Raw genomic sequence first — 20,057 nt, 5'->3', positions numbered from 1 at the left:
GACGAAAAGCAAAAAGTCATTCTAAATCTCGGTTCAGAATGACTTTTTGTCTGTTGTTAGTATTAGACTAGCTACTTAGGCGGATTCGAGTTCTTTTTTGGCCCGCTTCTTTCCAACGGATTTTAAGATCATATACCCCGTTAACCCCGAAATTGCAGAGGCAATAAGGATTGCGAATTTTGCTTCTTGTTGAAGTTCAGGATGCCCTTTGAAAGAGAGTAGGGCGATGAAGATGGACATGGTGAATCCAATTCCTGCGAGAAGCCCCGTCCCAATCATTTGAGACCAGGTGCTTTTATCAGGAAGGCTACTGAGTTTAAGTTTTATAGCAATATAGGAGAAGAGATTGATTCCAACCACCTTACCTACAAAGAGTCCAAGGACAATTCCATAGCCAAAGTTGGTGAACAGTCCATCGACCATGCCGGATTCAAGTGCGATGTTCACATTGGCCAGTGCGAACAAAGGCATAATGATAAAACTAACCGGCAAATGAAGTTTTCCTTCCAGTTTTTCCAAAGGCGATATTTCCGTTTCTGAAGCGTTCGTAGGAATGGTAAAGGCTAAAATAACCCCTGCGATAGTCGCATGGATACCCGAATGGTGCATGCAGTACCATAAGAAGATTCCAGGGATCAGATAGAAGACATGTTTTTTTACTTTGAAGTAGTTTAATAAGACAAGCAAGATTGTGATTCCAAGGCAAATCAAAAGGTAATTTAGGTGCAGTTGTTCCGTGTAGAAAAGAGCAATCACGACGATAGCCCCTAGGTCATCTACAATAGCGAGTGCAGCTAAGAATATTTTGATAGAAGTCGGTACGCTTTTTCCAAGTAGGGAGATAATCGCTAAAGAGAAGGCAATGTCCGTGGCCATCGGAATGGCCCATCCGTTCTGCGTGTCTGTACCTGCATTAAAGAGAAGGTAAATGAATGCCGGAACAATCATACCCCCTAAGGCGGCCACAATAGGAAGGGAGGCATTTTTGAAACTGGATAATTCTCCTTCCACAATCTCACGCTTGATCTCTAGCCCCACCACGAGAAAGAATACAGCCATAAGTCCGTCGTTAATCCACATGCTGATGGAATAGGGGCCCAATTGATAGTTGAGTAGGTCTTCAAAGGCAGGGCCTAGCGAGGAATTCGCAATCATGAGCGAGAGGAAGACGCAAAAGAGAAGAAGGATTCCAGAGGATTGATTGTGCTGGAGAAAGTTTTTAAAATACTGGGTAATTTTCATGAATATTTATTAAGTTAAAGCCGCTTCACACGACTGATTCCGTTTATGTTTTTTAATTGCTTAAAGGTTTCTTCTAGCTGACTTCGGTTCCTTACCTCGAGATTAATGGTTCCTGTAAAGAGCCCATTATTGGAAGATATGGTCATGCTTTTCATGTCCATGGCCATGGAGTTACTAATGACCTGTGTAATGTCATTAATCATTCCTAGGCGGTCCAGACCTTCAATTTCAATTTTGACTCGGTTCTTGAAGCTTTCTTCATTGACCCATTTGGCGGGCATGACGCGGTAATCGTATTGGGCTCGTAGGTTAATGGCATTGGGACAATTGTCGCTGTGAACCTTGATGCCTTCAGAGATGGTGATAAAACCAAAAATTTTATCCCCTGGAATGACGTTGCAGCATTTGGCAAAGCTATAGTTGAGTTTCTCTTCGTCTTTTCCAAAGACAATCAAATCTAAATTGCTATTGCCATGCTCCTCGAATTCTTCGTTTTTGGTCGGAGATTTCCGGAAGCGATTGATTAAGTTGTTAAATACGTTTTTACTCTCGATGTACTTGCGTAAATCTCCTGTATCGAGAGTGCCTTCTTGAAAGCCAAGGAAAAGTTCCTGAGAAGTCTTTAAGTTGAAGTACTTCTGCATTTTGTTAATTTCCTCGTCGTTGAATGGAAGTTTAGCATGCCGAAGCTTGCGTTGTAGCATTTCTTTTCCCTCGGTAACGGCGCTGCTTTTTTGAGAATTTAAATACGCTTTGATTTTGCTTTTCGCTTTCGAGGTGACTACGAACTCTAACCAGTCCAGTTTTGGTTTCTGGTTTTGGGAGGAAAGAATATCCACCTGATCCCCGTTTTGAAGCACATGGGAGATCGGAACTAATTTTCCATTGATTTTTGCACCCAGGCATTTGGTTCCCAAATCCGAGTGAACGGAAAATGCAAAATCTAAGGCCGTGGAACCGACCGGTAAAATCTTAATTTCCCCTTTTGGAGTAAAGACGAAAACTTCTTTTGAATAAAGATTTAGTTTGATGTTGTCTAGAAGTTCGGTCGTACTTAAGTTTTGTTGCTGTTCAAGGACTTCTCTAATTTCACTGACCCAACGTTCAAAATTCTGATCGTCTGAATTGTTCTTAAAGCCTTCCTTGTAGCGGTAATGCGCAGCGACGCCTTTCTCCGCAATCTCATCCATGCGCTCGCTTCGAATTTGAACTTCAATCCATTTTTTGTCTGGCCCTAGAACGGTGAGGTGTAAACTTTCATACCCTGTGGAACGTGGCCTTGTAATCCAATCTCGCATTCGAAGGGGATTGCTGTGGTAGAGGTCTGTGACGATCGAGTAGATTTTCCAAGCGAGGAATTTTTCGTTTTTCGCATCGGATTTGTAAATAATCCGAATGGCGTAATTGTCAAAAACTTCTTCAAAGGGAACGCCCTGCTTGAGCATCTTTCTGTAGATGGAAGAGATGGCTTTTGCTCGTCCTTTGATTGTGAAATTGAGTCCTTCTTCGCCAAGACGCTCAGAGACTTCTTTTTTAAATTCTTCAACGTACTTTTCCCGGTTTTCCTTTGCGAGTTCCAGTTTTTCTGTGATTTCGTTATAAACCTCGGGATTGTTGTATTTGAGGGAAAGATCTTCTAATTCTCCTTTCAAATTATAGAACCCTAAACGGTGGGCTAGAGGCGCATAAATATAGACGGTTTCGGAGGCAATCTTTTTTTGTTTGTCCGGCGCCATGCTCTCTAAGGTTCGCATGTTGTGAAGGCGGTCCGCAATCTTAATAAGAATTACTCGAAAGTCCTGCGAGAGGGTTAAAAGTAATTTTCTATAGTTCTCTGATTGAATCGAGATGTTCTGATGGTTCATCACAGAGATTTTGGTCAGACCGTTTACGATGTCCGCAATTTTCTTTCCAAATCTCTTTTCTAAATCTTCATACGTGTAATCTGAATCTTCTACCACATCATGAAGCAGGGCGCACGCAATGGAGGTGGCCCCAAGTCCGATTTCGTTGGCAACAATCTTTGCCACCTCAATCGGATGGTAGATATAGGGTTCTCCCGATTTTCTACGTTGGTCTTTGTGGGCATCCAGTGCGAGATCAAATGCACGACGAATTAGCTTGTTCTGCTCCTCGTCAAGAGTTCGGTATGTATTGGAAATTAAGTCCTTATAGCGGGCCAGAATTTCTTTGTTTTCTTGTTCTAGGTCGTATATCATCTGCGCAGTTCTTTAACCCTACGAATGTAGAAAAAAAACAGTAGAACTCCAACAAAATAAAGAGACTAGAGCCTCATTCGTATGTGAACCAAAAGAGCAGGACTAAGGAATCGCATTCGCCTAGAAACCCAACAGAAATCTGAGAATAGAAAAAAGCAAAAGAAGCTGGGGACTAAAAGCAAAAAAGTCCACTTGCACGCAAGTGGACCGTATTGAAAAAATTTAATTTGATAAGAAAAACACTGTTATTTGGATCTTTAACGTATGTTCTTTTAAATCGTTGCAAAACTACGGCCAAAAATGGAAAGTTTTAACAGTTTCTAATAGAATTAACAAATAATTAATAATATTCGGTATCTATAATAATGAAATCGTAATTTTAGTCCTGATCCTTTACAAGAAGTCCTATGGAAAGTGTTATTCTCTCAACGAAAGACAATTTATAGGGCTAAAATTGTCTTTTTTAAAGCTGCAACAATTTGTAAACATCTATAAAGAAGCGTAGTTAGCAAGGGTTTTAAAGGGTTTTTCTAAGGTATTTTTTCTTCACTCCAAACCATAGAGCTTAAGTCTACACTTTTTCGTTCTTAATCTCTTCGACCACTTCTGGATTTAGAAGAGTAGAAATATCCCCAAAGTTGCTTTGTTCTCCCTCCGCGATTTTGCGCAAAATACGCCGCATAATCTTTCCGGATCTTGTTTTGGGAAGCGAGGAGACAAATTGTATTTTATCAAGCTTCGCAATCGGTCCGACCGTGTCTGAGATGAGCATGTTGATTTCTTTTTTGAGATTTTCTCGGTCTCGGGATTCACCACTTTCTTTTAGAGTCACGAAGGCGTAAAGTCCGCTGCCTTTGATCTCATGAGGATAGCCTGCGATGGCTGATTCTGCCACGGCGGGGTGTTGGTTAATGCTAGCCTCAATTGGAGCGGTTCCTAAATTATGTCCAGAGACAATAATCACGTCGTCCACTCGCCCTGTAATTCGGTAGTAGCCTGTTTCGTCCCTTAGGGCGCCATCTCCTGTGAAATACTTGCCCGGAAAGGCAGAAAAGTAAGTTTCTACATACCTTTTATGGTCTTTCCAAATGGTGCGCGCAATGCCGGGCCATGGAAAACGTATGCAAAGGTTTCCATCTACTTGGTTGCCTGTAATTTCATTTCTTTTCTCATCCATTAACACTGGCTGTATCCCAGGAAGAGGTAAGGTCGCATAGGTAGGTTTGGTGGGCGTAACAAAAGGAATAGGAGAGATCATGATTCCTCCCGTTTCCGTTTGCCACCACGTATCGACAATAGGGCATTTTTTGTTTCCTACATGGTCGTTGTACCAATGCCATGCCTCATCGTTAATCGGTTCTCCAACCGATCCAATCACACGCAGTGAGCTTAGGTCATGTTTTTCCACCCAGTCCGTGCTTTCCTTCGCTAGCGAACGAATGGCCGTAGGCGCCGTATAGAACTGAGTTACTTTATGCTTTTCAATGACTTCCCAGAAACGGTCTGGCTCAGGGTACGTAGGGACTCCTTCGAACAGTACTGTGGTGGCTCCACAAGAAAGGGGACCGTAGAGTATGTAGGAATGTCCAGTAATCCAACCGATATCCGCCGTACACCAATACACGTCATTTTCCTTGTAGTTGAACACATTTTTGAACGTGTATCCCGTGTAAACCATATAGCCCGCGGTCGTGTGAAGCATTCCTTTAGGTTTGCCGGTGGAACCGGAGGTGTATAAAATGAAGAGCGGATCCTCCGCATCCATAATTCTAGAAACAAAATCGCTAGAGGCCTCCGTGTACAGCGGCTCGAGCCATAAATCTCGTCCTTCTTTCATATTCACTTCTGTGCCGGTTCTTTTTACGACGAGCACTTTATGGACTCCCGGGGACTTTTCGAGCGCTTTGTCCACGATTCCTTTCAAATCAATGGATTTGGACCCTCGAAAACTGCCGTCGGAACAAACCAGTAGTTTCGCTTCGCAGTCGTTCATTCGCGAGGACAGTGCTGAATCCGAAAATCCTGCAAAAATAACGGAATGAACAGCACCCAGTCTCGCGCAGGCAAGCATGGTCACGGCAAGTTCAGGAATCATAGGAAGGTAAATGCAAACTCGGTCTCCTTTTTCGACCCCTTGCTCCTTTAGAACATTCGCCATTTTGCAGACCCGCTGATGCAGTTCCTTATAGGAAATATGCTGAGCTTCTTCGCTAGGGTCATTGGGTTCAAATAAAATCGCCGTTTTATCCCCTCTTTCTTGCAAGTGCCTATCAATGCAATTTTTCGTGATGTTTAATTTCGCATTTTTAAACCACTTGATTTTTGCTTTTTCCATGTCAAATTCAAGAACCTTGGTCCAACGCTGGTACCAAACAAAGCCTTCGTCTGCAACTTGATCCCAGAATTTTTTCGGATTTTTAATGGATTTCTTGTACTGTTTGAAATAATCGGGGAGATCGTCGATATAAAAATTCTTCATTTTATTATTTTAAAGTTTGAATACAATTTCATTTGATTTTTAAAATTACCATTATTTTTAGTTCGAGCGAAGTTTCAAATGGAAAATTTGATAAAAAAAGAGAAGTGGGAAAAGACCTTGGGGAGAAAATAGAGGGAGTTTCCTTTGGGCGGCATGGGTCATTGCCTAGAATCCTTAGAAGGAAATTTCCGAATCGGAAAAGATAGTTGTACTTTTGCTACTTGTCTAGACCCCTTTCTTATGGCTCAGATTTTTATTAAAAACATGGTATGCGATCGCTGCATCTTAGTGGTGCAAAGCGAACTGGATAAACTTGGGCTAAAAGCTAGGCAGGTAAAACTAGGCGAGGCCGAGCTAGAGAAAGACTTAAGCAAAGAGCAGAAGTTGGCTCTGGAGGCCTCTTTAAAGCCTTTAGGCTTTGAACTTATTGATGATAAAAAGAAGCAACTTGTAGAAAGCATTAAGACTCTTATAATAAAGCTAGTGCATAGGGAGCAAACGGAGTTAAAAACCAACTTGTCCAATCACTTAAGCGATCTGCTGCACCATGAGTATAGCTACCTTTCTAATTTGTTTTCTGAACTAGAGAAAACCACGATTGAAAAGTATTTTATTGCGCAAAAGATTGAAAGAGCAAAAGAGTTACTGGTCTACGATCAGCTAACCTTAAGTGAGATTGCAGATCAACTGAATTATTCGAGTGTCGCTTATTTAAGCAATCAATTTAAGAAAATCACAGGGCTCTCTCCCAGTGATTTTAAAAAGCAGACCACAAACCAAAGGAAATCACTTGATTCTCTTTAGGGCCTAAGCGCGCGGGACTGTGCATAGGAATTAGAGGGTTAAAACGCTTGTTTTTAAAAGATTTATGCCTTCCTATTTCAAAAATCTTACAATTCAATTCCACAAAACTACAACCTTTCCTAGCTAGGGAAGTCGCAACTTTGTAGTGTAATAAAAACCTAGAATAGAAATGGCAACGAATAAAGACTTAATTTATCTTCCCCTTGAAGACGTAGATAGTGAACACTGCGCTCTTATAGTGGACAAGGGACTCTCCCAAGTAAAAGGAGTGGAGAGTCATAAAGTGGAACTCAATAACCGCCGAGCGGTATTGACGACAGAAAATAACGAGGTGGTCATAAGAGCGGTGCAAGCGATCAAAGACCTAGGATACGGCGTGACTACGGTAAAGGCCACGGTTCCCGTCCTAGAGATGACCTGCGCTTCGTGCGCCAGCAGTGCGCAAAACATTATAAAAATGCAACCTGGAGTGGTGGATGCTTCCGTGAATTATGGCACCGGAAATTTGGTGTTAGAGTATTTGCCAGGCACGACCGATCTTCTAAAGCTTAAAAAAGCACTTCAAAACGGAGGATACGATCTTCTCATCGAAGAGGAATCCTCAGTAAATGAAACCTTAGAGAAGATTCAGGAGAAAAAGTACAAAACCCTGAAGCAAAAAACGCTTTGGGCGGTCCTCTTGTCTTTACCGGTGGTTTTCATTGGGATGTTTTATATGGACATGCCCTATGGAAACGAAATTATGTGGCTTTTTTCCACCCCGGTGGTTCTATGGCTCGGTAGAGATTTTTTTATCGGAGCTTGGAAACAATTAAAGCACAAATCCGCCAATATGGATACACTTGTGGCACTCAGTACAGGGATTGCCTACCTGTTTAGTGTATTCACTCTGCTCTTCCCTGAGTTTTGGACCAGTCGTGGGCTTGAGGCGCACGTCTATTTTGAAGCGGCTGCAGTTATTATAGCCTTTATCCTGCTTGGGAAGCTACTAGAGGAAAGAGCAAAAGGCAATACCTCTAGTGCAATTAAGAACCTGATGGGACTACAACCTAAATCTGTAATTGTGATTTCCCCAGACAAAACGCAGAGAGAAATACCGATTGAAGAGGTGCAAGTGGGCGATGAAATTTTAGTAAAGCCCGGAGAAAAAATTGCAGTGGATGGAATCGTGTCCGTAGGCAATTCCTATGTGGACGAAAGCATGCTCAGTGGAGAGCCTGTTCCGGTTCAAAAGAGTGAGAATGAATCGGTCTACGCAGGAACCATCAACCAAAAAGGAAGTTTTCAATTCAAAGCCCAAAAAGTAGGGAAAGATACGATGCTTGCTCATATTATTAAGACCGTACAAGATGCCCAGGGAAGCAAAGCTCCGGTGCAGAAGTTGGTTGACAAAATCGCAAGTGTCTTTGTGCCTGTGGTGATCGGGATTGCGCTTGTAACCTTTGGACTCTGGCTCGTACTCGGAGGAGAAAACGGTGTGGTACAAGGGCTGCTTGCGGCCATTACCGTACTTGTGATTGCCTGTCCTTGCGCACTTGGACTTGCCACTCCGACAGCCATTATGGTGGGCGTAGGAAAAGGTGCTGAAAATGGAATTTTAATTAAAGATGCACAAAGTCTTGAGCTTGCCAAAAAAGTGAATGCCATCATCCTTGACAAAACCGGAACCATTACCGAGGGGAGACCTCAGGTAACCGCCTCAGAGTGGCTTGAAGGGCAAAAGGACAAGAAAGCCGTTTTGCTTAGTCTTGAAAAGCAGTCTGAGCATCCGCTCGCGGACGCCGTAGTGAAGTATTTGCAGGGCTCTCCACAGATAGAAATCTCCAATTTTGAAAGTATTACTGGACAGGGTGCAAAAGCGCTTTATGAGAAGGAGAGTTATTTCGTGGGCAATTTAAAATTGCTTACTGATCATAAGATTGAAATAAGCCCAAGTTTAAAGCAGTATGCGCAGAATTGGGCTGAGCAGTCACAAAGCGTAATTTGGTTTGCAAATGAGCATCAGGCGCTTGCTGTGCTAGCCATTTCAGATAAAATCAAAGAAACCTCGGTGCAAGCCATCGAGCAAATAAATAAAATGGGCATCGAGCTCTACATGCTGACAGGAGATAACGAGGCAACGGCGAAGGCCATTGCAAAGCAAACCGGCATTGCAAACTACAAAGCTCAGGTGATGCCTCAGGACAAAGCGGACTTTGTGAAAAAACTCCAAAGCGAAGGGAAAATCGTGGCCATGGTCGGGGATGGAATTAATGACAGTACTGCTCTTGCCACGGCAGACGTAAGTATTGCCATGGGGAAAGGATCTGACATTGCAATGGATGTGGCTAAAATGACCATTATCTCTTCTGATCTACTCAAAATTCCTCAGGCGATAAAACTCTCTAAACAAACCGTGGCTACCATTAAGCAAAACTTATTCTGGGCGTTTATCTACAACTTAATTGGCATTCCAATTGCAGCAGGAATCTTGTATCCTATCAATGGTTTTCTTCTGAATCCAATGCTTGCTGGAGCGGCCATGGCGCTAAGTAGCGTAAGTGTCGTAAGCAATAGTTTGCGCCTAAAGTGGAAAAAGTAAATACCTGTAGAATTAAACAATAATAATTTTAAAATAATCAATAGAACAATGGAAAACAAAGAATTTAAATTTAAAACCACCTTAGATTGTGGAGGGTGCGTCTCTAAAGTGCAAGGCGATTTAGACTCTGCCTCTGGGATTGAAAAATGGAATGTAGATACCTCGAATCCAGACAAGATTCTTACAGTAGAATCGAGTGGGATTACTGAGAAGGAGGTGATGGATATTGTAAAAGCAAAAGGATTCGAAGTAGAATCGATTGCTTAAAAGATAAGGGCCTCCTCGGAGTGCATGTTTCCCATAACCGCCGAGGTTTTTTCAGACTCAATAGAGAGAAAAATAGAAAATAGTGTGGCGAAAAGAAAATTTATTGGGTCACAATTTTTTACTTTTCAAATTAATTTCTATCTTTGCACTCAATGTGTAAAACGCTACATTTTGATCGCAAATCAAGAGGCATGGATGCCTCAGGAAACATATTTTTTATAACGAACGAAGTCTTTTTGGCTTCGTTTTTTTTTGTAATTTTAAGGAGAAATTTTAATTCAAAATGATAAAACTATCAAAACTCAGCAAAGAATCCATTGAGAGGATCCTTGAAGACAGCTTAGCATTTGCTAAGGGAACGAAGATACGTGCAACACAGCCCATTTATGTGGCCAACTTGTTTTTTGAAAACAGCACTCGAACCGTCGTGAGTTTTGAAATGGCCGAGCGTAAACTAGGACTCGAAGTGATTCCGTTTGCGGTTCAATCCAGCTCACTGAATAAAGGAGAAACGCTATACGATACGGTGAAGACTCTAAAAGCTTTAGGGCTTGATTTGCTTGTGATCCGACATCCAGCCGATAATTATTACGAAGATTTAAAGTCCATTGAAATTGGGATTGTGAACGCAGGAGACGGAACCGGCCATCATCCAAGCCAAGGACTATTGGATTTGGTCACGATCAAACAAGAGTTTGGAAGTTTTGAAGGACTCACCGTAGGAATTGTTGGAGATGTAAAGCACTCTAGAGTGGCAAACTCAGATGCTGAAGCGCTTAGACGATTGGGAGCAAAGGTGCATTTTTCGGGACCGGAAGACTGGTTTGACCAAGGAGCCATGATGAACGGAACGTACCGAAATTTTGATCACTTAATTCCAGAAGTGGATGTCTTAATAATGCTGCGTATTCAACACGAGAGACATACGACGAAACATCCCATTTCAAATGCAGAGTACTTATCTAAATACGGACTTACCAAAGCCCGCATGGAGGCGATGAAACCAAATGCAATCGTGATGCACCCTGGACCTGTGAATAGAGGAGTGGAGATGGAAAGCGAACTCGTGGAAGGCGAAAAATCAAGAATTTTCAAACAAATTGAAAACGGAGTTTTTGCGCGCATGGCAATTTTAAAGCATGAGCTTGAATTGCAAGGATTTGAATTTGAAACGTACAGCTAAAAAAGCGGGAGGCAAAGCTTTTAGGAGAAGAGCGGACTAAAGCGATAGAAAGGAAAAATAATCATACAATAAAGAAAGTAAGTCTTGGCAAAGACGCGCTAAAAAAAGAGAATGAAAAAGAAATTAATATTAGAATCGGGCGAGGTTTTTCACGGCATTGGATTTGGTGCGGATTTATTGAGCGAGGGTGAAGTGGTGTTTAACACAGGAATGACGGGGTATCAGGAATTAATTTCCGATCCTTCGTATTGCGGTCAGATTGTGACCATGACGTATCCCCTGATTGGGAATTACGGAATCAACCGTGACGATTTTGAAAGCATTGAACCGGGAATCAAAGGCTTAGTGGTTAAAGAGCTTTGCGATTATCCTTCTAATTTTAGAAGTCAAATGTCGCTCGATGAGCTCTTAAAATCGAAAAACATTTCTGGAATCCAAGGCATTGACACCCGACAATTGACAAGACTCATCCGAGACAAAGGAACCGTAAAAGGACGAATTGCAAACTTTGATGCCAATGAAAGTGAGGTAGTAGCGGAATTAAAGTCACTTGAAATTGAAAAGAAATTAGTGGAGCAGGTTTCCACAAAAACCCCTTATGCGGCTCCAGGTAGAGGTTTTAGAGTTGTGGTCGTTGACTTTGGAGCGAAACTTGGCATCATTCGAGAACTCTCCCATAGAGACTGCGATATTATTGTAGTGAATCAAAACGCGTCCGCTTCTGAAATTTTAGCTTTGCATCCCGATGGGGTAATGCTAACCAATGGACCTGGCGATCCCCAGGACGTAGTGGGGGCGCAGGAGATGATTCAAGGACTCTTAGGCAAGGTGCCTATCTTTGGAATCTGTCTAGGGCATCAGCTCATTTCTTTAGCTTGTGGAGCCAAAACCTTTAAGCTGAAATTCGGACACAGAGGAGCAAACCATCCTGTACTGGATTTAGAACGAAACACCGTAGCAATTACTTCTCAAAACCACGGATACGCAGTGGATTCTGCGAGTTTGGAAGGAACCGGCCTTGTGGAAACGCACGTGGCCTTAAACGACCGAACAAACGAAGGAGTACGTCACACGGAATATCCTTGTTTCTCGGTACAGTATCACCCAGAGGCCAGTCCAGGTCCAGAAGATGCAAATTATTTATTTGATGAATTTATCAGCCTAATGGAGGCGTTTACAACGAAAAGAGCTTAAGACAAGAAAATGAAGAGAACGGATATAAAAACGATTTTAGTAATTGGCTCAGGTCCGATTATTATTGGACAAGCGGCAGAATTTGATTACGCAGGAACCCAGGCCTGTTTGGCCCTAAGGGAAGAGGGATACCGCGTAATTTTAATTAATTCCAATCCCGCTACGATTATGACCGATGTGGAAATTGCGGACAAAGTATACATTGAACCTATTTCCCTTCCTTTTGTAAGTCACATTATTCGCAAAGAAAGACCGGACGCCTTACTTCCTACCTTAGGAGGGCAAATTGGTCTGAATATGGCGATTGAATTAGAAAAATCAGGAATCTTAGAAGAGTGTGAAGTGGAGGTTCTTGGAACCAAACTTTCTGCCATCAACAAAGCAGAGGATAGAGATCTTTTCCGAGAATTAATGAACGAGTTAAACGAGCCGGTTCCAGAGAGTGACATTGTCACCACCGTAGAAGGAGCCATTTCGTTTGCAAATAAAATAGGGTATCCTGTAATTGTTCGTCCTGCCTTTACGATGGGAGGAACCGGGGGAGGAATTGCAGATACAGAAGCCCAATTAAAAGAAATCACAGAATTAGGACTTAAATATTCGCCAGTAACTCAATGTTTAATTGAGCGTTCGATTGCGGGATTTAAAGAAATTGAATACGAGGTGATGAGAGATGCAAACGACAATGCAATTGTGGTTTGTAACATGGAAAACATTGATCCTGTAGGAGTCCATACAGGCGATAGTATCGTAGTGGCTCCTTCACAAACGCTATCCGACAGAGAGTATCAACTGCTTCGAAATGCTTCTTTAAAAATCATTCGTGCCCTTGGCATCGAAGGAGGCTGTAACGTGCAATTGGCCTTAGATCCCCATTCCTTCAACTATTATATCATTGAGGTGAATCCGAGGGTATCGCGTTCTTCTGCTTTAGCCAGCAAAGCGACCGGGTATCCGATTGCGAAATTAGCAGCGAAGATTGCCGTGGGGTTAACCTTAGATGAAATGATGAACCCTGTCACTGGAAAAACCTATGCCTGTTTTGAACCTGCACTGGATTACGTGGTGACCAAAATTCCTAGGTTCCCATTTGATAAATTCGAAACGGCAGACCGTCGTCTCTCTACTCAAATGAAGGCTACAGGGGAGGTTATGGCAATCGGAAGAACCTTTGAAGAAAGTATTCAAAAAGCGATTCGTTCTCTTGAGACGGGTATTCGCCACTTAGGACTTAAGCAAAAACAAGCACAGGAGTTAACGCCGGAAGATATTGAAAGACGCATTCGAGTATGTGATGATGAAAGACTCTTTGTCATCGGTGAAGCGCTAAGACGTGGATACGACTGGATGCAAATTGTAGAATGGAGTAAAATTGATCCGTTCTTCATTTGGAAGCTAAAAAAATTAGTGGATTTTGAAAAGACCATTTCCAGCAGCAAAATGGATCTTGAGGTTTTAACCGATGCAAAAAAATTAGGGTTTTCGGATAAAAACATTGCGTTTCTCTGGGGAATCACCCAAAGAGAAGTTTTCGAGTTTAGAAAAAGAAGTGGACTTATGCCGGTCTACAAAATGGTGGATACTTGCGCAGCTGAATTTGAAAGCGAAACTCCGTATTTCTACGGAACCTACGAACAAGAAAACGAAAGTGTACGAAGCGGCAAAGAAAAAATCATTGTACTGGGTTCTGGACCTATCCGTATTGGGCAAGGAGTTGAGTTTGATTACGCGACCGTACACAGTGTATGGGCCATTAAGCAAATGGGGTACGAATCCATCATTATCAATAACAATCCGGAAACGGTTTCCACCGATTTTTCGATCTCAGACAAACTCTACTTTGAGCCTTTGACCGAAGAAGACGTGATGAATATTATTGAGCTAGAAAAACCCAAAGGGGTCATTGTTCAATTTGGTGGACAAACCGCCATCAACCTTGCGGACAAACTAGCAAGTCATGGCGTTCAGATTCTAGGAACCAGTTTAGAAGACTTAGACCGTTCTGAGAACCGGGATAAATTTGAAAAGGCACTGCAGGAAATGGGCATTCCGATGCCCAAAGGAAGAACCTCCTTTTCGAAAGAAGGAGCCATTGAAATCGCAGATTCGATTGGATATCCTGTTTTAGTGCGTCCAAGTTACGTTTTAGGTGGGCGCGCGATGGAAATTGTATACAACGAAACGGAACTAGCGCACTATATGGAAAATGCGGTAGAAGCCAGTCCTGAACATCCCGTTTTGGTCGATAAATACATGACCGGAAAAGAAGTTGAGGTAGACGCCATTTGCGACGGAGAAACGGTCGTGATTCCAGGAATTATGGAGCATATTGAGCGCGCAGGAGTTCACTCTGGGGATTCCATTGCGGTGTATCCTCCGCAGAATATCAACGAAAAGTGCATGGCACAATTGATTGATTACACTGAGCGTTTAGCGAAAGGTCTTGGCGTCATTGGATTAATGAATGTTCAGTACGTCTTATTTGAAGATCAGGTTTACGTCATCGAAGTAAATCCAAGATCGTCTCGAACCGTACCATTTTTGTCAAAAATCACAGAGGTACCTATGGCGAATTTAGCCACCAAAGTGATTCTTGGAGAGAGCTTAAAATCACTGGGCTACGAAAGTGGACTGATAGAGGCAAAAGAGGGAGTGTATGTAAAAGTTCCTGTCTTCTCCTTTTCTAAGTTAACCAAGGTTGATACTTCATTAGGCCCTGAAATGAAATCCACTGGGGAGGTCATGGGGAAAGACACGACTTTAGAAAAAGCACTTTACAAAGGCTTTATCGCAGCAGGTCGACGTGTTCCGCTTCACGGCGCGATTCTCTTTACAGTAGCTGACAAACACAAGGAAGAAGCGGCCGTTTTTGCACGTCGTTTCCACGAAGTAGGCTTTAGAATTTGGGCCACTCAGGGGACTGCAAAATACTTTCAGGAAGTCGGTATCCCGGTAAAAATAGGCTATAAAATTGGACAGGAAGATGTCAACCTAATTGACCTTATTCAAAAAGGAAAAGTTCAATACGTAGTGAATACGACCACGAAAGGAAAACAAGCCGAACGAGATGGATTCCAAATCCGCCGTATGAGTGTGGAGAATGGAGTGCCTTGTCTTACATCCATGGACACGGTAGAGGCAATACTCAAAGTGATTGAGAGTATGAGTTTCAAGATGCAACCTATGTAAAAAGTATCCTCATAATAAATAGCACATCCTTCGCATTCGCGAGGGATGTGTCGTTTAAAGGCAAAAGTATTTCAAACTGAACTAGAAATTAGGGTCATTGAAGACCGAATTTATAAAGTTCAGAAATTACGATCATATTTAGTTTTTGCCAATTTTGGATTAAGGGAATTATTTATTTCTTTCGGACAAGACACCTTCTATTTCTTCCAAGGAAAGATCTTTAGCTTTCAATAAAATCAAAAAATGATACAATAAATCTGCTGCTTCGTTTTTAAATAATTTCTCATTATCGTCTTTTGCTTCGATCACTAGTTCTACAGCTTCTTCACCCACTTTTTGAGCTACCTTATTCATACCTCTTTTGTATAATGTGTTGGTATAAGAAGTTTCTACGTTATTATCAATTCTTTTGTGAATAGTTTGTTCCAGTTCGTACAAAAAACCTTTTGAAGATCCTGAGTGGAAACAAGACGTATTGCCTGTATGACAAGTAGGTCCCATTGGATTTACCTTAATAAGTAAGGTATCCTTGTCACAATCCAAACTGATGGTTTCCACATCAAGAAAATTTCCGGAAGTTTCTCCTTTCGTCCATAAGCGGTTTTTACTTCGGCTGAAAAAGGTTACTTTTCGTTTTTCAACCGTTTGATTGTATGCTTCTTGATTCATAAAACCAAGCATCAATACTTCTAAGTTAATGGCATTTTGAATAATCACAGGGATCAGTCCGTTGCCTTTGCTAAAATCTATGTTCATAATTTGACAGGAATATTTTGTGAGTTTAAAAATTGTTTGAGTTCAGGAATAGAAATTTGTCCGTAATGAAAAACACTTGCGGCTAAAGCTCCTGTGACTTTTGTGTGGTTTAAAACATTAGCAAAATCTTCCATACATCCTGCTCCTCCTGAAGCGATAACGGGTACAGAAACGCTTTCGGAGATTTGTTTTGTAATGTTTAATGCAAAACCCGATTTTGTACCGTCATTGTTCATAGAAGTAAGCAGGATTTCTCCTGCTCCTAGTGTAACACCTTCTTGAGCCCATTGCACTGCATTCCATCCGGTTTCAATTTTCCCACCGCTTCGGAAAACATTCCATTTTCCATCAATAAATTTTGTATCGATAGCCAAAACCACACATTGATTTCCGAGTTCATTGGCAATTTCCGTGATAAGTTCAGGATTCAGTATCGCAGCCGAATTCACACTTATTTTATCGGCACCTGCATCAATAATCATTTTTGCATCTTCTATACTGTTAATACCTCCTCCAACGGTAAACGGAATGTTTATTTTCGAAGCTATGCGATTGACTAGCTTTACAAGTGTCTTACGCTTTTCCAATGTAGCCGTGATATCTAAAAACACCAGTTCGTCAGCCCCTTCTGCAACATACCGCCTAGCCAGTTCTATCGGGTCACCAGCATCCCGAATCGCTTCAAAGTTGATACCTTTTACGGTTCGGCCGCCTTTGATGTCCAAACAAGGAATGATTCTTTTCTTCAGCATAATTTGGATATTTCTTTTAATTGAATAGTTTGTTCATATATAGCTTTTCCTATAATCGCTCCTTCACAACCCATTTCTTTGAGTTGTATTAGGTCTTGAATTGTGGTAATGCCACCACTCGCAATAAGTTGTATTTTAGTTTCAGATAAAATTTCTTCGTACAATCCAGAAGCAGGACCGGAAAGCATCCCGTCTTTGTCAATATCCGTTACAATGCTATATTTTACCCCTTTCTCCGTATATTTTGTAATGAAGGACAAAACATCTAATTCGCTATATTTTAACCAGCCATTGATCGCTATTTTTCGATTTTTACAATCCGCTCCCAGGATGATTTTATCGGCCCCAAAGCGGCCTAGCCAGTCTATCATCCATTCAGGTTTTTGAACGGCAATACTTCCCACAGTAATTTGTTTAGCTCCTGCATTAAAAGCGGTTTCAACATCATTCAGAGATTTTATTCCACCACCGAAATCAATGTTCAGTTTGGTTTTTGCAGCCAGCAATTCCAAAGTTTTGTAATTGACAATCTGCCCAGATTTTGCTCCATTCAAATCGACCAGATGTAAATAGTTGATTCCAAAATCTTCAAACATTTTGGCCACTTCCAATGGATTTTCATTGTATATTTTTTTCTGATTGTAATCGCCTCTTGTCAGTCGAACACATTTACCGTCAATAATGTCTATAGCGAGAATAATTCTCATAATTCAAGAAAGTTTTTTAAGATTTGTAAGCCTGTTGAGGCCGATTTTTCGGGGTGAAATTGAGTAGCATAAAAATTATCCTTTTGTAAAGCAGCACTGAAGGGTAAAATATAGTGAGTTGTAGCCACTGTGTCTGAACATAATTCGGCATAAAAACGATGGACAAAATAGCAATCGTTTTCTGACGAGATATTTTTAAACAATTCTTTTTTTACAGCGGTGAAATTATTCCACCCCATATGAGGGACTCTATCTTCAGGAGGAAATTTTCGAACCTTTGTTTTGAAAATTCCCAATCCGTAGGTATTTCCTTCTTCTGAAAACTCGCACAACAATTGCATGCCCAGGCAAATTCCCAAAACGGGTTGTTTTAGATTTTTTATTCCTTCCTCTAAACCTTTTTCCCGTAAATATTTCATTGCAGAACCCGCTTCTCCAACGCCCGGGAAAATCACTTTTTCGGCGGATTGTAATAATACAATATTATCGGTTACAAGGGGTTTATAACCCAAACTTTTTATGGCGTTTTCTACTGAAGTGGTATTGCCTGCATTGTATCTTAAAATAGCGATCATAGGGTTCCTTTTGTGCTTGGGATGTTGTAATTTTCTGTTTTACTTACTGCCATTTTTATTGCTTTCGCAAAGGCTTTGAAAATGGATTCTATCTTGTGGTGTTCGTTGGTTCCCTCCGCTTTTATATTCAGATTGCAACGAGCCTGGTCACTGAACGATTTGAAAAAATGAAAAAACATTTCTGTGGGCAAATCTCCTATTTTTTCACGTTTGAATTCCGTCTCCCACACTAGCCAGGGACGACCACCAAAATCAAGTGCTACTTGAGCCAAACAATCATCCATAGGCAGTAAAAATCCGTAGCGTTCTATTGCTTTCTTATTCCCTAATGCCTGCAAAAATGCATCTCCCAAAGCAAGGGCTGTATCTTCTATTGTGTGGTGTTCGTCTATTTCCAAATCTCCTTTTACCTGTATATTCAAATCCAAATTACCGTGTTTGGAGAGCTGCTCCAACATATGGTCGAAAAAGGGCAATCCTGTTTGTATAGCGGATTTTCCTGTTCCGTCCAGATTTACTTCAACCGAAATGTCCGTTTCAGAAGTTTTGCGTTGAGTTTTTCCGGTTCGGGGTTGATTTTTTAAAAAATTATAAATTTTATTCCAATCGGTAGTCGTGAAGGTGGCATCTACCTCAGTATTTTTACTGACAAAGATGGACTGTGTTCCCAGATTTTCTGCAAGTTGCACATCGGTTTTTCTATCACCGATTACAAATGAATTTCTTAGGTCGTAGTTGCCGTAAATATACTTGCTAAGCATACCCGTTTGAGGTTTTCGGGTTGCCTTGTTTTCGTTTTCAAACGTAGCGTCAATATAGATTTCCTTAAAGGTGACACCCTCCTCTTTTAAAGTTTGAAGGATGAAATTCTGGACAGGGTAGAACGTTCTTTCGGGAAAAGAATCCGTTCCCAAACCGTCTTGATTACTCACCATTACTAGTTCGAAATCCAATTCCCGGGCTATTTTTGATAAACAACTAATAGCAAACGGTAAAAATTTCAATTTCTCAAAACTGTCAATCTGAAAATCTGCCGGCTCTTCGATGAGGGTGCCATCTCGGTCTATAAATAATACTTTTTTAGCCATTGCTGATTTGTTTTAAAGCGGTTATTAATTTTTGATTCTCCTCCTGGGCTCCAACCGTTATTCGAAGACAGTTTGGAATTGTGATATTTCTGTTTCGGGTAATTATTTGTTTTTTTATCAATTGAGTATACACGTCATTTGCATCGTTTACTTCAACCAATAGAAAATTGGCCTCGGAGGGATAAATTTTAGAGATGATTTTTATTCCTTGTAATTCCGTTAGAAGGTTAGATTTTGCTTTAAGAATTTCGCTTCTGTTTTTCTCGTATTCTTCCAATTTAGTCAACGCATCTAGCGCTATTTTCTGATTGATGGCACTGACATTGTATGGTGCTTTCACTTTATTGAAATAGGACAATACAGGTTCGTTCATATAAGCAATCCCAAGGCGGATTCCTGCCAGTCCCCATGCCTTGCTTAGTGTTTGGCTGATAATTAAATTAGGATATTGAGTCAATTTTTCCAGAAACGAAACTTGATCGCAAAAATCGATATAAGCTTCATCAAGGATGACAATTCCATTGAATTGTTGTAAAATAAATTCAATGTCCGTTGGATTGATGAGATTTCCTGTGGGGTTGTTAGGCGAGCAGATAAAAATTAATTTCAAATTTGGATCTGATAACCAAGGTTCAATCGTTTTTCTGTCTATCTGGAATTCTTCGTTCAAGGGAAGCTTGATGAGCTGCACCGCATTGATATTTGCCGAAACTTCATACATGCCATAAGTAGGTGTAAATGTCAAGGCTTTGTCCTGGTTGGGTTCGCAAAAAATACGCAAAGCAATATCAATTATTTCATCGCTTCCGTTTCCGATAAAGATTCGCTTGGACGGAATGTTTTTAATCTCTGACAATCGCTCTTTTAATGCTTTTTGGTAAGGATCTGGATAGCGGTTGTAAATGCCGAATGGATGTTCATTTGCATCCAGAAAAACGCCTTGCTTTTCGGAGTAATCCTCTCTCGCACTTGAATAGGGAGCAAGAGTACGGATGTTTTTTCTGATTAAATTTTCCATAGT

Annotated in this window: 15 protein-coding genes; 6 read left to right on the top strand and 9 right to left on the bottom strand. The window is 41.2% G+C overall.

Annotated features, from left to right (window positions below):
* Positions 1-75: 75 nt before the first annotated feature.
* The 3 genes from nhaA to acs form a co-directional block, all read right to left on the bottom strand.
* Positions 76-1,242: a Na+/H+ antiporter NhaA gene (nhaA, locus tag AC3IRX_RS01995; protein WP_459112428.1), complete on the bottom strand. Its 1,167-nt coding sequence runs from the start codon at positions 1,240-1,242 to the stop codon at positions 76-78.
* 14 nt (positions 1,243-1,256) lie between these two features.
* Positions 1,257-3,461 (bottom strand): RelA/SpoT family protein, encoded by a 2,205-nt coding sequence (locus AC3IRX_RS01990; protein WP_459112429.1) that lies wholly within the window; start codon positions 3,459-3,461, stop codon positions 1,257-1,259.
* Between the two features lie 571 nt (positions 3,462-4,032).
* Positions 4,033-5,940 (bottom strand): acetate--CoA ligase, encoded by a 1,908-nt coding sequence (acs, locus tag AC3IRX_RS01985; RefSeq protein WP_489210827.1) that lies wholly within the window; start codon positions 5,938-5,940, stop codon positions 4,033-4,035.
* A 240-nt stretch (positions 5,941-6,180) separates the two neighbouring features.
* Between acs and AC3IRX_RS01980 the strand changes: the two genes are divergently transcribed.
* From AC3IRX_RS01980 to carB, 6 genes are all read left to right on the top strand, one after another.
* Positions 6,181-6,744 (top strand): helix-turn-helix domain-containing protein, encoded by a 564-nt coding sequence (locus AC3IRX_RS01980; protein ID WP_459112431.1) that lies wholly within the window; start codon positions 6,181-6,183, stop codon positions 6,742-6,744.
* Positions 6,745-6,913: 169 nt separating this feature from the next.
* Positions 6,914-9,325, top strand: coding sequence for a heavy metal translocating P-type ATPase (locus AC3IRX_RS01975; RefSeq protein WP_489210826.1), 2,412 nt, complete (start codon positions 6,914-6,916; stop codon positions 9,323-9,325).
* Between the two features lie 48 nt (positions 9,326-9,373).
* Positions 9,374-9,592, top strand: coding sequence for a heavy-metal-associated domain-containing protein (locus AC3IRX_RS01970; RefSeq protein ID WP_489210825.1), 219 nt, complete (start codon positions 9,374-9,376; stop codon positions 9,590-9,592).
* Positions 9,593-9,875: 283 nt separating this feature from the next.
* The gene (locus AC3IRX_RS01965) at positions 9,876-10,775 is read left to right on the top strand and encodes an aspartate carbamoyltransferase catalytic subunit (protein ID WP_489210824.1); all 900 of its coding nucleotides are present in this window, start codon (positions 9,876-9,878) and stop codon (positions 10,773-10,775) included.
* 111 nt (positions 10,776-10,886) lie between these two features.
* The gene (carA, locus tag AC3IRX_RS01960; protein WP_489210823.1) at positions 10,887-11,969 is read left to right on the top strand and encodes a glutamine-hydrolyzing carbamoyl-phosphate synthase small subunit; all 1,083 of its coding nucleotides are present in this window, start codon (positions 10,887-10,889) and stop codon (positions 11,967-11,969) included.
* 9 nt (positions 11,970-11,978) lie between these two features.
* The gene (gene carB, locus AC3IRX_RS01955; RefSeq protein WP_489210822.1) at positions 11,979-15,158 is read left to right on the top strand and encodes a carbamoyl-phosphate synthase large subunit; all 3,180 of its coding nucleotides are present in this window, start codon (positions 11,979-11,981) and stop codon (positions 15,156-15,158) included.
* A gap of 168 nt (positions 15,159-15,326) precedes the next feature.
* Here the strand turns inward: carB and hisIE are convergent, their stop codons facing one another.
* The 6 genes from hisIE to hisC are packed head-to-tail and all read right to left on the bottom strand — an operon-like array spanning position 15,327 to position 20,054.
* Positions 15,327-15,914, bottom strand: a complete 588-nt coding sequence (gene hisIE, locus AC3IRX_RS01950) for a bifunctional phosphoribosyl-AMP cyclohydrolase/phosphoribosyl-ATP diphosphatase HisIE (protein WP_489210821.1) — start codon at positions 15,912-15,914, stop codon at positions 15,327-15,329.
* Complete coding sequence (hisF, locus tag AC3IRX_RS01945) at positions 15,911-16,666, bottom strand: imidazole glycerol phosphate synthase subunit HisF (RefSeq protein WP_489210820.1); 756 nt, start codon at positions 16,664-16,666, stop codon at positions 15,911-15,913. Before hisF ends, hisIE begins: the two co-directional genes overlap by 4 nt.
* Positions 16,660-17,373 carry a 1-(5-phosphoribosyl)-5-[(5-phosphoribosylamino)methylideneamino]imidazole-4-carboxamide isomerase gene (gene hisA / locus AC3IRX_RS01940; protein ID WP_489210819.1) on the bottom strand — a complete coding sequence of 238 codons (714 nt, stop codon included), beginning with the start codon at positions 17,371-17,373 and terminating at the stop codon, positions 16,660-16,662. The genes hisF and hisA overlap by 7 nt, the downstream gene beginning before the upstream one ends.
* On the bottom strand, positions 17,370-17,948 hold the full coding sequence (gene hisH / locus AC3IRX_RS01935) for an imidazole glycerol phosphate synthase subunit HisH (RefSeq protein WP_489210818.1): 579 nt from the start codon (positions 17,946-17,948) through the stop codon (positions 17,370-17,372). Before hisH ends, hisA begins: the two co-directional genes overlap by 4 nt.
* The gene (gene hisB, locus AC3IRX_RS01930; RefSeq protein ID WP_489210817.1) at positions 17,945-19,036 is read right to left on the bottom strand and encodes a bifunctional histidinol-phosphatase/imidazoleglycerol-phosphate dehydratase HisB; all 1,092 of its coding nucleotides are present in this window, start codon (positions 19,034-19,036) and stop codon (positions 17,945-17,947) included. Before hisB ends, hisH begins: the two co-directional genes overlap by 4 nt.
* Positions 19,029-20,054 carry a histidinol-phosphate transaminase gene (gene hisC / locus AC3IRX_RS01925; RefSeq protein ID WP_489210816.1) on the bottom strand — a complete coding sequence of 342 codons (1,026 nt, stop codon included), beginning with the start codon at positions 20,052-20,054 and terminating at the stop codon, positions 19,029-19,031. Before hisC ends, hisB begins: the two co-directional genes overlap by 8 nt.
* Positions 20,055-20,057: the final 3 nt, after the last annotated feature.

The organism is Epilithonimonas sp. KH_059, assembly GCF_057838485.1.
The sequence above is the reverse complement of the archived record's forward strand: the minus strand, read 5'-3'. Positions and strand labels throughout refer to the sequence as shown.